Raw genomic sequence first — 17,461 nt, forward strand, 5'->3', positions numbered from 1 at the left:
TCTGCCGTAGCCGAAGTCGCCAGACTTTGGACGCGTTACCAATCAACGTCCAATCTCTGGCGAGATCGGCTACGCCAAGGCAAAGCCTTGGAGAGGTGACCTTAACATTTCTCCAGAGACCGGAGCAATCGACATAGCTGACAAAGATCCCGCGGGCTACGTAAAACAACTGCTCCACTTGCAGCGCCGACGGTTGCGCAGATTTTGCAGGGTGTAGAGTTCACTGACCTGATGCGCTTGCTCTCTCGCTTAACCCCGAGTCTCGAAGAGAGCACTTCTGGTCGGAACCCCCTCTTCCCCATTTGGCGCAATCAGATCGGAAGCAGGTGCAAACTCCTGCAACCTACGGCGGCGAGCCCCGCGCGTATGGCCTGTCCACGTCGGTAGAGGGGAATGTTCATGCGTCTGAATCTGCTCACTGTTTGGCGACAACTGGCCGAGTCTCTGGCTCAACCCAGAGAACACTCATTGCCGATCCCCATCGAAGCTTGCGTACTTGAAGATCGCCTGCTCTACAGCGCAACTGCTCTACCTCTGGATATGATCGAAGGCCTGGATGGCTCTCAGGTAACTTACGAAGTAACCCAAGCTGAAATCGATACGATCTTAGAGCTAGTCGATGCCAGCTTGCGCGACGAACTGGGCCAGAGTCCAGTCCTGCCCACAACGTTCAATCCACCGCTGACCACAGATAACGGTTCTTCGAATAACGGATCTGCCCCGGTCGACTCCGATGTCACGGATTCAAGTCTGACTGTTCGCAATGAAATTGCCTTCGTCGATGCAGGGCTGGACAATCTTGAGCAGTTGCTGGCCCAATTCGATGCCAGTGACTCTGCGCATGTCAACTTCGAAGTTGTCTTGATTGATCCACATAGCCATGGCATGGAACAAATCAGCCAGGCCCTAGCCAGTAGCAACCTGCATTATGATGCGATTCACTTCGTGACGCACGGCAGCGATGGCGCAATTCAGCTGGGACAATTCACACTCGATAGTACCAGCCTCCCCGAGTCAGCCGAGCAACTGGCTAGCTGGGGCATCAGCTTAACGCCCGATGGCGACATTCTGATCTACGGTTGCGATGTGGCTACCAGCGAAACTGGACAAGCCTTTGTTGATCAGGTGGCGCTACTGACACAAGCAGATGTCATGGCCAGTAACGATTTAACTGGCCTGGAGGAGTTGGGCGGCGACTGGCAACTCGAGTACTCAGTCGGCGTTATCGAAACCGGCGTTTTGGTTTCAGCCGACCAGGCCGACCAGTGGGATGGCGTGCTAGCCACTTACACCGTTACCAACACCAGCAACAGCGGCGCTGGTTCGCTGCGCCAAGCGATCTTGAATGCCAACTCGAATGCGGGCGCCGACACCATCGTCTTCAATATCTCGGGCACGGGTGTGCATACGATCGCCCTCTCCAGCATTCTGCCCACGATTACCGAACAAGTCACGCTGAATGCTACGACCGACGATAGTTTCGCTGCCAACGCCAATCAACCCGCCATCATCATCGATGGCGCTGACTTGACGGGCGATGGTTTGACTATTTCGTCCACGGGTGACAACACCATCATTCGCGGTTTCTTGATCCGCAACTTTGCCGGCGATGGCATCGAGATCCAATCGGGTGCCAACAATGTAACCGTGGCTGGTAACTACATCGGTCGATTGACGACCAGCGGTGACAGCGGCGCTGCTGGGCTGAACAATTCAGGCAACGGTATACGCGTGCTGGGCAGCGACGCAGTGATCGGTGGTGTGACTACTGCTGATCGAAACATCATCAGTGGCAATACGCTCAGCGGAATATCTGTCGAAGGTGCCAACAATGTTCGCATCCAAGGCAACCTCATTGGCCTGGGCGCCGATGGTTCAACTTCCATCAGCAATGCGGGAAGTGGCATCGTGATCCAAAGCGCTGCCACCAATACGCTCGTGGGCACCAATGGCGATGGCTCGACCGATATCGCCGAACGCAACGTGATTTCAAGCAATGCCAATGGTGTGGTGATCAGCGGCGCAGGCACAACTGGCAATACCATTGCCGGCAACTACATCGGCACCAATGCCAGTGGCACTAGCGCTCGAGGCAATACAGGTGACGGTATTCGCATCGAATCCGGCGCGACGGCCAATTACATTGGCGGTACCACGGCTGCACTTCTAAATATCATTGCCGCTAATGCCGGTGACGGCGTTCAAGTCGATGGCGAAACCTCTGATGACAACTTCATACAAAACAACTGGATTGGTGTCGGCAGTGATGGTACGACACTGATGGGTAACGGAGGCTCGGGCATCTTCATTAGTAACGGCGCCGACAGTACGACAATTGGGGGCATTGGTGCGGGCAATGTCGTGATGGGAAATGCGGCAGCCGGCATAGAAATCGACGGAGCCAGTAGCGGGACACTCCTGTATGGCAACTCAGTTGGTATCAATGCTGCTGGCAGCCTAATCGCGGGTAATCAGCAAAGCGGAATATTAATCGAGAATAGTGCTACCAATACGACCGTGGGTGGCACAACTGCTGGTCAAGGCAACACGATCACAGGCAGCGGAGTGGGCTCAACACTCTACACTTCGGGCGTGGATGTGCTTAGCACGGCAGGCACCGGCAACTCGATCATGGGCAACTCGATCTATGGCAACGTGGGGCAAGCTGTGAATCTGGGAAGCGCTGGAGTGACGCTGAATGATACCGGCGACTCCGACTCCGGCGCGAACAATCTGCAGAACTATCCAGCCATCAGTTCTGCGACCGTGAACCCTGCCGGCACGTCAGTCACTGTCAGTGGCTCCATAAATACTAGCGCTAGTGTGACTGGACTGATACTGCACTTCTACGCCACGCCCACAACCGGCGATTTAAATCGACGTGATGCCAAGAAGTACTTGGGATCCACCACAGTTAATTCCGATGGCAGCGGCAACGCCACCTTCACCAACATCACGCTGACAGGATTCAGTGGTACAGTTGGCACGGGCGAACTGATTACAGTTACCGCGACGACACCAGGTGCCAACGGCAACACGTCGGAACTGTCAGCTGCCGTCATGGCCACAGCCAGCACCGGCAATTCAGCGCCCAGCGGCTCGCAATTAACCTCGACCTCCGGCGGTGGGCTGACTCTCAACAGTGATGGTGGCAACGACACATACTTGATGGCCGATGTTGGTCTGACCACTGGATTAACCGCATCGACTTTTGAGATACAGTTCTCTGCCAATAACGTGCCGTATGAAACGGTCTTCATGTCGTACAACACCGCCTCCGGCGATGAGTTCACAGTACAGACCAGCCAGTCCGTGACAGGTGGATTAGAACTCGACTTTGGTACCGGCGCAATTGTCGTGTCATCGGCTGTCAATTACGAGACATTGCTATTGGATGGCAACAAACATACGCTCTCCGTTGCTTGGAATAGTGTTGGCGGGGCGTGGAATGTCTACATCGACGGCGCGCTAGTTGATAGTGGCACAGGCCTGGCGACCGGCGAGACTCTGGCCACTGGCGGCCGTTTTGTCTTTGGCGGCGAACAAGACCTGGTCGGCGGCGGCTTGGCCAGCAACCAGTATTTCAGTGGCACACTGTACGACGCCCGAATATTCAATGACGTGCGCAGCAGCACCGAAATAGCGAACAACTATCGAACCACGTTGGCCTCAACCGAAAGCGGCCTGATCGCCAATTGGCGCTTTGATGAATTGTCAACCAGCGGTACAGTTATCGAGGCCGTCAGCGGTAACAATTTGACAGTCAAAAACGCAGTAGGTTCAGGCTTTATCAGTAGCACCCCAACGCTGAGCTTGAATCTGGATGAAAACAGTATCACCGGTACAGAAGTCGGATCGGTTGGTGGAATAGATGTCGATCGCCAAGCTCGAATCACTCAGCTTTTGTCCACCGATTCTTCGCTACGCTACAGCGCGGAGACCGACAAGTTCTACAAGATTCTGACGAGTACTCAAACCACTTATGCAGCCGCCCAATCTGCGGCCACAACTTCGTTCCTCTCAGGCACAACCGGTAGGCTTGTCACGATTGACAACGCAGCCGAGAACGAATTGATCACCAGCATCGCCTCGACCGCGGGTGGGTTCGTGTGGCTAGGTGCCAGCGACGCCACGCTCGAGGGCACGTGGCGTTGGAACAACGGCACCGGCGATGCAGACACCTTTTGGCAGGGAACGGCAACTGGCAATCAAACAGGTAGTTATGCCAACTGGGCACCCACGGAACCTCAAAATAGCGACCCGGCAGAAGATTATGCCGTGCTGTTCCATACAGACGGTATGTGGCGCGACACGCCGGGCACTACGGCTTATGTCGTGGTTGAGTGGAATGTAGATGACGTCCTCGACACGACCCAAGCGCTCACGTATTCGATAGTCTCTCAGACCGCCTCTGGTGCCTTTGCGATCAACAGTGACAGTGGGCAGATCGTCGTGGCTAACGGCAACCTGCTCGACTACGAGAACCATTCCAGCCACAACCTGACCGTGCGCGTTACCGATGCCAGCGGCGCCACTTATGACAGAACCTATTCGGTCGCACTAAACGATGTGGCAGGCGAAGAGGATCATTCGGCCACGGATCTTTCCACAGGTATCCAACTCAATACCGATGGCGGTAATAACGCTTACTTGATGAGCGCCGATGGCGGGTCAGTATTTGGAGGTCGCACCGCGCTGACACTCGAAATCACTTATGCGATGCAGACCAATGCCAGCAGCGAATCGCCATTAGTTTCTTATGCCGTTCCCGGCAATGACAACGAAGTCTATGTGCGAATTTCGGCAAGTGGCGTCTTGTCCTTGGCGGTCAACAACACGCAGACATCTACCTCGGCTGCCTTTGCCCAACTGACCGACGGCCAGATGCATCACGTGGCTATCTCGTGGGACAATACGGCAGGTGACGTGCGCTTCTACATCGATGGCCAGTTGGTACACACCACCACGGGCTTCAAAGCTGGTACGACGATTCAAAGTGGCGGAACGCTCGTTCTCGGTCAAGATCAAGACTCGGTAAATGCTAACTACAACCCGGCGCAGCGATTCTCCGGCACGCTCTATGATCTGCGTGTCTGGGATCGCGCGATCAGCGACGAACAAATCTCGCTGAACTACCAACAGGTACCCGGTTCGGTCGAGACCGGACTGGTGGCCAATTGGCGCATGAGCTCACTGGTCTCGGGTAATACGGTGGTGGATGCGGTGGGCGGAGTCAATTTGACCGTCGCCAACGTGGCGGTGGGCAGCGGCTTTACCGCCAGCACTGTCACCACGGGCATGACGGTTAGTGAAGGCGCTGCTAATGGCACCCGCGTGGGCCAAGTCATCGCCACTGACCCCGACCTGGCTCGCGATATCGTGGCCGATGGACTCTTTCGCGAAGCACCCTCGCCCGGAACCTGGTTGACGTACACCGCTGGCCAGTCGATCGGAAACTGGAATGTGGTATCTGGCAGTGTGGAGCTGAACGGTACTGGATTTCAATCTTCTCCTTTGGGTGGTCGCAGTATTGACTTGAACGGCACCGAGCCTGGTGCCATCGCTCAAACGCTGTCGACCGAAGCCGGCAGACAATACCAAATTGTGTTCGCCCTCTCGGGCAATTGGTCTGGTGGCGATGCGATCAAAGACTTGCGCGTCAGTGCCGCTGGATCATCCGAAGACTTCTCGATCGCACAACCGACCGGATGGTCAACCACCAACCTGCTGTGGAGCGGCCGCAGCATGACCTTTACTGCGCAGTCTACCTCCACCAACTTACAATTCGAATCGCTCGACCTGGCTGGTGGCAATCGCGGACCGATGATTGCCGACGTGCGCGTGATCGAAATACCGGCTGAAGTAAGCGCTATTCTCAGCCAGGACTCCTCGCTGAGCTACGATGCCGCCACCGGTAAGTTTTATCGCTATGTGACTGCGGCCAGTACCTGGACGCAGGCTCGTGCCAACGCCCAGGCGGCTACGGTCAACGGAGTGGGTGGCCAACTGGTAACGATCGGCTCCAGCTATGAAAACACGCTAGTCTACGAAATGACTCGCAGTAGCGGCCACGACGTGTGGCTGGGCGCTAGCGATGCCACCGTCGAAGGCTCTTGGCGCTGGGCCAGCGGAAGCTCTGACGGTTCGACCTTCTGGGTCGGCGGTACCAGTGGAACGCTGCAATCCGGCCAGTATGCCAACTGGAACTCAACTGAACCGAACGATCTCGGCGGCGAAGATTGGCTGGCCATGCGCAACGCCGATGGATTGTGGAACGATCTGGGCGTCGGCAGTTTAGCCTATGTGATTGAGTGGGATGCCAGCGAAGTACTGGCGAGTGATCGCTACGAGCTGACCGATTCCGCAAGCGGTCGCTTTGCGATTAACTCCGTCACGGGCGAGATTACGGTCGCCGATACCACGCTGCTAGAAGGTTATACCTCGTCGACTTATAACATCACGGTCCAAGTCACCGACGCGGCCGGCAACAGCTATCAAGAAACTTTTGCGATTGCCACTAGCGCCGTCAATGATGGTCCGACTTTCTCAGCCGGTAGTGGTTACGTGACGACCAACATCGGTTCTGGTGACGATTGGATTCGGGCCACCGCCTTGCAGAGCGACGGCAAAATCTTAGCCGCGGGTTACTCCAGCAATGGTGCCAACAATGATTTTGCAGTGGTGCGATACAACGTGGATGGATCGCTGGATACCAGCTTTGGTACTGGCGGTATCGTCACTACTGCGATTGGTTCCAGCCTGGATGAAGCGTGGGGCATCACACTGCAAGAGGATGGCAAGATCCTGCTGGTGGGCAACTCCGTCGTGGGTTCGTCGGTAGACTTTGCCGTGGTGCGTTACAACACTGACGGCTCACTGGACACGACCTTTAACAACACCGGCAAGGTGACCATCGATATCGGCACCAACTCCAGCGATGACGCGCGATCGATTGCCGTCCAAAGCGACGGCAAGATTGTGATCGCTGGCTCCTCCAGCAGTCAATTTGCCGTGGTACGACTCAGCGCTAATGGGGCGCTCGATACAAGCTTCGATGGCGATGGCAAGCTGACGACCGACGTCGCTGCCGGCGCGGACATGGCTCAGTCCGTGAAGATTCTCAATAGCGGAAAAATCCTGGTCGGTGGCGGCAGCAACAACGACTTCGCACTGGTGCAGTACACTTCGACCGGCGCGCTCGATACCAGCTTTGGTACTGCAGGCATCACTACAACTGCGGTGACTGCGGGCACGGACTACGCAACGGAACTGGTCGTGCAATCCGATGGCACGATTCTGTTAGGCGGTTACGGTGGATTTGGTGCGCTGCCGACCTCGCACGATTTCATCGTAGCTCGCTATACAGCCAGTGGCACGCTCGACACGTCGTTCGCTGGTGGGACCGGCTACGTGCGAACCGATCTGGGCAATAGCATGGACTTCGCCACAGATATTGCCGTGCAACGCGATGGCAAGATTGTAGCGGTAGGTTCCAACAGCGCGGGTCAAACCGCCATCGTACGCTATACAGCGGCTGGAGCGCTCGATTCGACTTTTGGTACCGGCGGCATCGTTTCCACGGGCGCCGGCGGCAGCACTGGCGCATCAGAGGTTCTGATTCGCGGTGACGGCCGCATCGTGGTGGCCGGCTATGCCAATGGTGCCAACCGCGACTTCGGGTTGATCGCGCTACGGAGCGATGGCTCGCTAGATACGCAGTTTGGTTCACAGTCCAATTCGTTGGGTGGTTCGGTCAGCTATACCGAAAACGGTTCGGCTGCCGTGCTGGATGCCAACGTCGAAGTCTTCGATTCGGAACTTAGTACAGCTGCTAATTTCAATGGAGCCACGCTGACGCTCGTACGCAGCAGCGGCGCTAACTCGCAAGATCAGTTCTCTGCCACCGGTTCGCTGGGCACGTTGACTCAAGGAGGCAACCTGGTCATAGGTGGCGTGACCGTCGGCACGGTCACGTCCAATAGCGCAGGTAGTTTGGTGCTAACCTTCAACGGCAATGCGACCAACTCGCGCGTCAATCAAGTGATGCAGCAAATCGCTTACAGTAACAGTAGCGATGCGCCACCATCAAGCGTGCAAATCAACTGGACATTCAATGATAACAATAGTGGTTCGCAGGGCACTGGTGGAGCTCTGCAAGCCACCGGTAGTGTGACCGTAAACATCACAGCCATCAACGACGCGCCGACGTTGACACCCTACGCACCCACCATGCCGATGACCGAAGACACTGGCTCCGTCACTGCCACGGTTGCATCACTGCTCAGCTCGAGCGTCACTGATCCGGATAGCGGAGCAGTCCAAGGTGTGGCTCTGACCAATCTGAATCTCACTAGTGGCACACTGTCCTACAGTCTGGATGGCACGAACTGGACAGTAGTCTCCGGTCTCAGTTCAGCCAACTCGCTGCTGCTGCGCTCCACGGATTTGTTGCGTTATACGCCCGACGGACAAAACGGCGGTTACTCGCAATTGACCTATGTGGCTTGGGATCAAACCAGCGGCAGCGCTGGTGCGACGGCCAATACGACTAGTCGCGGCGGTTCCACGGCTTTCAGTAGCAGCTTCGATACAGTTTCGCTGAATGTCACCAGCATCAACGACGCGCCTGTGCTGGACAATTCTGGCTCGATGACCTTCAATTCGATTACCGAAGATGCAGTTAGCAACTCCGGCCAGACGGTGGCTTCGATCATCTCCAGCGCCGGAGGCAACCGCATCACGGATGTCGATAACGGAGCAGTCGAAGGCATCGCTATTACGACACTCAATAGCGGTAACGGTATTTGGCAATATTCGCTCAATAGTGGTTCAAGCTGGACCGACGCGGGCGTAGTATCTAATACATCGGCCTTGCTCTTGCGAAGCAGTGACCTCCTGCGATTTGTACCAGACGGTGCCAACGCGACCAGTGGTGACATCACGTTCCGCGCCTGGGATACCACCAGTGGCACGCAGGGCACCAAAGTATCGACGGCCAGCAATGGCGGTACGACCGCGTTTAGTACCGCTACCGAGATCGCCTCGATCACCGTAACGGCTGTAAATGACGCGCCCGTGGCCGTGGTCGATACAGCGACTGCCGTGGAAGCAGGTGGCCTGGGCAATGGTACCGCCGGTTCCAATCCCAGCGGTAACGTGTTGACCAACGATACCGATGTCGACTCCAGCGACACGCGTTCCGTCAGTGGCGTGGCCGCGGGAATCGCAGGCAGTCCAGCCGGCAACGTGGGCACCGCTGTCTCTGGCAGTTATGGATCCATCTCGATCGCAGCCGACGGAGCGTATACGTATACAGTCGACAACAACCATGCAGCTGTCCAAGCCCTGCGCACCAGCGGCACTACTCTCAGCGATGTCTTTTCGTATCGCATTACCGACTCCAGCGGGCTGACTAGCACCACTCAAATCACCGTCACCCTACAAGGTGCCAACGACAATCCCCACGCTATCACCAGCGGTACTCTGAGTATCAACGAGAACGCCGCCAATGGATCGTCAGCTGGCACGGTGACAGGTCAGGATCTCGATAGTGGCGAAACCTTGGCATACAGTCTCATTGATTCAGCGGGCGGACGCTTTGCGATCAACAGTTCGACAGGCGAAATCACGGTCGCCAATAGTAATTTGCTGGATCACGAAGCTGTCAACAGCCATTGGATTACAGTCCGCGTAACCGACGCCGTTGGGGCAACCTTCGACCAGAGCTTCTCGATTAACGTCAACGACATCGACGAATTTGACGTCGGACCTGTCAGCGATGCCGACGCAGCCATTAACACAGTCGCGGAGAATGCCACGATCGGTACTGCGGTTGGTATTACTGCGGCGGCCACTGATGCAGACAGCACCAACAATACGATCACTTACGCGCTAGTCAGCGATGATGGCGGACGTTTCGCAATTGACGGTTCTACCGGTGTAGTTACCGTAGCCGGGGCGCTGGATCGCGAAAGCCATGGCCCATCGCGTTCGATCACTATTCGAGCCACCTCGGCTGATGGTTCGTTTAGCGACCAGGCTTACTCGATCGATATCACCGATATGGATGAATTCGATGTGACTTCGCCGATCGATAGTAATGCTACAATCAATGCCGTCGACGAGAACGTGACCAATGGTAATGTCGTGGGCATCACAGTCAGCGCAAGTGATAGCGATGCGACTAATAGCAATGTGGTCTACTCTTTAGCCGATAGTGCCGGCGGTCGGTTCGCGATCGATGGTGCCACAGGCGTGGTGACGGTGCTCGATGGTTCCCTGCTCGACCGTGAAGCGGCCCAGTCGCATACGATCACAGTCCGAGCGACATCGACCGATGGTTCTTCGGCCGATTCGAACTTTACTATCAACATCAACGATGTCGATGAGTTCAATACTTCGGCCATCACCGATAGCGATGCTAGTGCTAATTCGGTGGCTGAGAACGCCACCATCGGTACTGCAGTTGGCATCACGGCTTCAGCCAATGATGCGGACAGCACCAACAACACGATTACCTACTCTCTGGTCAACAACGACGGCGGGCGATTCGCCATTGACGGATCTACCGGTGTAGTTACCGTAGCCGGGGCGCTGGATCGCGAAAGCCATGGCGCTTCACGCTCGATCACTATTCGAGCCACCTCGGCTGATGGTTCGTTTAGCGACCAGGCTTACTCGATCGATATCACCGATGTCGATGAATTCGATGTAACCTCGCCAGTGGATAATGATGCCACTATCAACTCCGTCGACGAGAACGCGGCCAATGGGACGATCGTGGGCGTCACAGCTAGCGCCAGTGATAATGACGCCACCAATAACAATGTGGTCTATTCGCTCGTGGATAATGCCGGGGGTCGGTTTACTATCGAAAGCACCACAGGCGTGGTGACGGTGCTCGATGGTTCACTGCTTGATCGCGAAACGACTCTGTCGCATACGATCACTATCCGAGCCACTTCAGCCGATGGTTCATTGGCTGATTCGAACTTTACCATCAACATCAATGACGTCGACGAATTCAATTCTTCGGCTGTGACCGATAGCGACGCCAGTGCCAATTCCGTTTCCGAGAACGCCACCATTGGCACTGCAGTCGGCATCACTGCTTCAGCCAATGATGCGGACAGTACCAACAACACGATCACTTACTCGCTGGTCAACAACGACGGCGGGCGATTCGCCATCGACGGATCTACCGGTGTAGTTACCGTAGCCGGGGCGCTGGATCGCGAAAGCCATGGCGCGTCGCGCTCGATCACTATTCGAGCCACCTCGGCTGATGGTTCGTTTAGCGACCAGGCTTACTCGATCGATATCACCGATGTCGATGAATTCGATGTAACCTCGCCAGTGGATAATGATGCCACTATCAACTCCGTCGACGAGAACGCGGCCAATGGGACGATCGTGGGCGTCACAGCTAGCGCCAGTGATAATGACGCCACCAATAACAATGTGGTCTATTCGCTCGTGGATAATGCCGGGGGTCGGTTTACTATCGAAAGCACCACAGGCGTGGTGACGGTGCTCGATGGTTCCCTGCTTGATCGCGAAACGACTCTGTCGCATACGATCACTATCCGAGCCACTTCAGCCGATGGTTCATTGGCTGATTCGAACTTTACCATCAACATCAACGACGTAGACGAATTCAATACTTCGGCTGTGACCGATAGCGACGCCAGTGCCAACACCGTGGCTGAAAACGCCACCATTGGCACTGCAGTTGGCATCACTGCTTCAGCCAATGATGCGGACAGTACCAACAACACGATCACTTACACGCTAGTGAGCAATGACGGCGGGCGTTTCGCAGTCGACGGTTCTACTGGTGTAGTTACAGTGGCCGGAGCGCTGGATCGCGAAAGCCATGGCGTTTCACGCTCGATCACTATTCGAGCCACCTCGGCTGATGGTTCGTTTAGCGACCAGGCTTACTCGATCGATATCACCGATGTCGATGAATTCGATGTAACCTCGCCGATTGACAATAATGCCACCATCAACTCCGTCGACGAGAACGCGGCCAATGGGACGATCGTGGGCATCACAGTCAGCGCGAGTGATAGTGACGCGACCAATAGTTCAGTGGCCTATTCGTTAGTCGATAGTGCCGGCGGTCGGTTTACTATCGATAGCACCACGGGGGTGGTGACGGTGCTCGATGGTTCGCTGCTCGACCGTGAAGCGGCCCAGTCGCATATGATCACAGTCCGAGCGACATCGACTGATGGTTCTTCGGCCGATTCGAACTTTACTATCAACATCAACGATGTCGATGAGTTCAATACTTCGGCTGTGACCGATAGTGATGCCAGTACCAACACCGTGGCTGAAAACGCCACCATTGGCACTGCAGTTGGCATCACTGCTTCAGCCAATGATGCAGACAGTACCAACAACACAATTGCCTACTCGCTGATCAACAATGATGGCGGGCGTTTCGCCATTGACGGTTCTACCGGTGTAGTTACCGTAGCCGCGGCGCTGGATCGCGAAAGCCATGGCGCTTCACGCTCGATCACTATTCGAGCCACCTCGGCTGATGGTTCGTTTAGCGACCAGGCTTACTCGATCGATATCTCCGATGTCGATGAATTCGATGTAACCTCGCCGATCGACAATGATGCCACTATTAATGCCGTCGACGAGAACGCAGCCAATGGTACTGTCGTAGGCATCATGGCCAGCGCCAGTGATAGTGACGCCACTAACAGCAATGTGGTCTATTCGCTGGTCGATAGTGCCGGCGGTCGGTTTGCGATTGATAGCGTCACGGGTGTCGTAACGGTCCTCGATGGTTCCCTGCTTGACCGTGAAACAACTCCGTCGCATACGATCACGATTCGAGCGACATCAGCCGATGGTTCAGTGGCTGATTCAAACTTTACTATCAACATCAACGATGTCGATGAGTTCAATACTTCGGCCATCACCGATAGCGATGCTAGTGCTAATTCGGTGGCCGAAAACGCCACCATCGGCACTGCGGTTGGTATCACGGCGGCGGCTAATGATGCGGATAGCACCAACAATACGATCACATATTCGCTGGTCAGCAATGATGGCGGACGTTTCGCAGTTGATGGCTCAACCGGTGTGGTTACCGTAGCCGGGGCGCTGGATCGCGAAAGCCATGGCGCGTCACGCTCGATCACGATTCGAGCTACCTCAGCTGATGGTTCGTTTAGCGACCAGGCTTACTCGATCGATATCTCCGATGTGGATGAATTCGACGTAACCTCGCCGATCGACAATGATGCCACTATCAATGCCGTCAACGAGAACGCAACCAATGGTACCGTTGTGGGAGTAACAGCGAGTGCCAGTGATAGTGACGCCACTAACAGCAATGTGGTCTATTCGTTAGTCGACAGTGCCGGGGGTCGGTTTACTATCGACAGCACCACGGGCGTGGTGACGGTGCTCGATGGTTCCCTGCTTGATCGCGAAAAAGCTCCGTCGCATACGATCACGATTCGAGCCACCTCCGCCGATGGTTCAGTGGCTGATTCAAACTTTACTATCAACATCAACGATGTCGATGAGTTCAATACTTCGGCCATCACCGATAGCGATGCTAGTGCTAATTCGGTGGCCGAAAACGCCACGATCGGTACTGCGGTTGGTATTACTGCGGCGGCCACTGATGCAGACAGCACCAACAATACGATCACTTACGCGCTAGTCAGCGATGATGGCGGACGTTTCGCAATTGACGGTTCTACCGGTGTAGTTACCGTAGCCGGAGCGCTGGATCGCGAAAGCCATGGCGCTAATCGCTCGATCACTATTCGAGCCACCTCGGCTGATGGTTCGTTTAGCGACCAGGCTTACTCGATCGACATCTCCGATGTCGACGAATTCGATGTAACCTCGCCGATCGACAATGATGCCACTATTAATGCCGTCGATGAAAACGCAACCAATGGTACGATCGTGGGCATCACAGTCAGCGCAAGTGATAGCGATGCGACTAATAGTTCAGTGGCCTATTCGTTAGTGGATAACGCCGGCGGCCGGTTTACGATTGATAGCACCACGGGGGTGGTGACGGTCCTCGACGGTTCGCTCCTCGACCGTGAAGCGGCCCAGTCGCATACGATCACAGTCCGAGCGACATCGACCGATGGTTCTTCGGCCGATTCGAACTTTACTATCAACATCAACGATGTCGATGAGTTCAATACTTCGGCCATCACCGATAGCGATGCTAGTGCTAATTCGGTGGCTGAGAACGCCACCATCGGTACTGCAGTTGGCATCACGGCTTCAGCCAATGATGCGGACAGCACCAACAACACGATTACCTACTCTCTGGTCAACAACGACGGCGGGCGATTCGCCATTGACGGATCTACCGGTGTAGTTACCGTAGCCGGGGCGCTGGATCGCGAAAGCCATGGCGCTTCACGCTCGATCACTATTCGAGCTACCTCGACTGATGGTTCTTTTAGCGACCAGGCTTACTCGATCGACATCACCGATGTCGATGAATTCGATGTAACTTCGCCCGTGGATAATGATGCCACAATCAATGCCGTCGATGAAAACGCAACCAATGGAACTGTTGTGGGAGTAACAGCGAGTGCCAGTGATAATGACGCCACTAACAGCAATGTGGTCTATTCGCTGGTCGATAGTGCCGGTGGTCGGTTCGCAATTGACAGCACCGCGGGGGTGGTGACGGTGCTCGATGGTTCCCTGCTCGACCGTGAAACGGCCCAGTCGCATACGATCACAGTCCGAGCGACATCGACCGATGGTTCTTCGGCCGATTCGAACTTTACGATCAACATCAACGATGTCGATGAGTTCAATACTTCGGCCATCACCGATAGCGATGCTAGTTCTAATTCGGTGGCCGAAAACGCTACCATTGGCACTGCAGTTGGCATCACTGCTTCAGCCAATGATGCGGACAGCACCAACAACACGATCACTTACTCGCTGATCAGCAATGATGGCGGGCGTTTTGCCATCGATAGTTCCACCGGTGCAGTTACCGTTGACGGGGCAATTGATCGCGAAGCTGACGGGCCAACTCGCACCATTACCATTCGTGCTACGTCCGCAGACGGCTCTTTCAGCGATCAGATTTTTGCAATCGATATCCTTGATGTCGATGAATTTGATGTCAGCGTACTCAGTGACATCAACAACAGCGTAAACTCCGTAAACGAAAATGCAGCCTCGGGCACCACTGTCGGGATCACAGCTGCTGCCATCGATGCCGATGCAACCAGCAATGCGGTTAGCTTCTGGCTGGTCGATGACGCTGGCGGACGATTTTCGATCGATAGCAGTTCGGGCGTCGTAACCGTCGCGGACGGATCGCTGTTGGACTACGAAACCCACGCAGCTCATCAAATAACCATTCGCGCGGTTTCGGCCGATGGCTCTTTTTCCGATAGCAACTTCTCGATCAACATAAATGATGCGAACGAGTTCGATGTTTCGCCCGTGGTCGACGCTAATAATTCGATTAATGCCGTGCTCGAAAATGCAGCCCCCGGCACTGCGATCGGACTCACCGCCGCGGCATTCGATGCGGATTCGACCGACAATACCGTCACCTATTCCCTTGTGAGCGACGATGGGGGCAGGTTTGTCATTGACAGTGCAACTGGCGTGGTCAGCGTGGCTGGGGCAATCGATCGCGAAACCGATGGTCCCGTTCGCACAATCACGGTCCGAGCCACCTCCAGCGATGGTTCTTACAGCGAGCAATCGTTTTCGGTCAATATTGTCGATGTCGATGAGTATGATGTCACGCTACCCACGGACAGCGACCTGGCCGCGAACTCCGTCAGCGAAAACGCAGCCAATGGAACCGTGGTCGGCCTGACCGTGACCGCGCATGATAGCGATGCCACCACCAATCAAGTTACCTATTCGCTAATAGACGACGCGGGTGGGCGATTCGCCATTGATGCTACAACTGGGCAAGTTACCGTGGCCAATGGCCTGCTGCTAAACCGCGAGGTATCGGCCACGCATACAATTACGATCCGCGCCAGTTCGCTGGATGGGTCGGTGGCAGATCGGTCTTTCACCATTACTCTTACCGACTTGGATGAGTTCGACGTCTCGCTACCCAGCGATATCGCTCCCCAAGTAAACGCCGTGTCCGAGAACGCTTCGGCTGGTACGGCAGTGGGGCTGACAATACAGGCCAGCGACGCCGATGCTACATCCAATTCCGTGTCCTACTCGCTATTGGACGACGCCGGCGGGCGATTTGCCATTGATGACCACTCGGGCGCCGTCGTTGTCGCCAGTGGCGCACTGCTCGACTACGAGCAGAGTCGCAGCCATACCATTGCAGTGCAGGCGACTTCGATCGACGGCTCGACCTCTACGGCTACATTTACCATTGCAGTTTCAAACGTCAACGAAGCCCCCACCGCCAGCGATCACAACTATTCGATCAACAACGTTGAGACCCTGGCTGTTCATGCTGCCACGATGCAAGGCGGGTTGAGCGATCCAGAAGGCGATGCTCTGACCACGCACGTTGCGACAGGTCCCCAGCATGGCACGGTCGTTATGAATGCTAATGGTTCCTATACATATAAACCAAATATCGGTTTTGTGGGACACGACTCGTTTACGTATGTTTCCAGCGACGGCAGTTTGAATTCGACTACCCGCACCATCTCCATCACCGTCAAGCTACCACCTGTGATCGATACTGGTGGCGGTACCAGTTCAAGTGGCGGCAGCTCGAACAACTCGAGCAGCGAACCATCGTCCAACACCTCCTCATCCAATAGCGTTAACAGTAACTCATCGAGTACATCGGCCAAAGACTCTACGGCTACAGCGCAGACCAACATCGCAGTGCCCACTGACAACACAGCCCAGTCAGCCGCTGAAGCCAGGTCGATAGAAGAGGCTGGCAAGTCGGATAGCCTGATGCAGCGAGCCGGCGTAGCCGCGTTATCAGTCGATGAGGCTGAATCTGCTGGAGATGCCTCAGCCAATATGCAATTGGCAGAACTATCGTGGAGTCTCAATTCGCTGCAGGTAAACCAAAGCCGCGGAGCCGGTGAGAGCGAAGCCATGCGCATGGCCTCGCGGCGCTTGAACGAATCAGCCTGGCTGACCAATCAAGAGATCGTCTCATCAACTCCCATCGAGCAACAAGCCAGCGGCTTCTCCTTCTCCGAACCAGCCAAATGGACCGTCATCAGCACCGGCGTGGTTATTTGGGCTGTACGCCTGGGCCATGTCATCACCACCTTCGCCACCACGGCAAGCGCATGGATTCAGTTCGACCCGCTGACCGTTATTCAAGAAACCCAGAACGGAACCATCAAGAAAGAAGATCAAGCCACCGAAGCCATGTTCGAAGCAGCGCAGAAAAGAAAAGGCTAGTGAAATGGATTAGTGGGTGTGACGCAGGGGAGGGCGAAGGCTCCTGCTGAGCCAAACACCGTATTGAACAACGGAC

Annotated in this window: 1 protein-coding gene; it reads left to right on the plus strand. The window is 55.4% G+C overall.

Features of this window, described 5'->3' with window-relative positions:
• Nucleotides 1-399: 399 nt before the first annotated feature.
• Nucleotides 400-17,385 (plus strand): cadherin domain-containing protein, encoded by a 16,986-nt coding sequence (locus tag SH573x_RS22645; RefSeq protein ID WP_479350084.1) that lies wholly within the window; start codon nt 400-402, stop codon nt 17,383-17,385.
• Nucleotides 17,386-17,461: the final 76 nt, after the last annotated feature.

It is taken from the genome of Rania fehmarnensis (genome assembly GCF_056494185.1).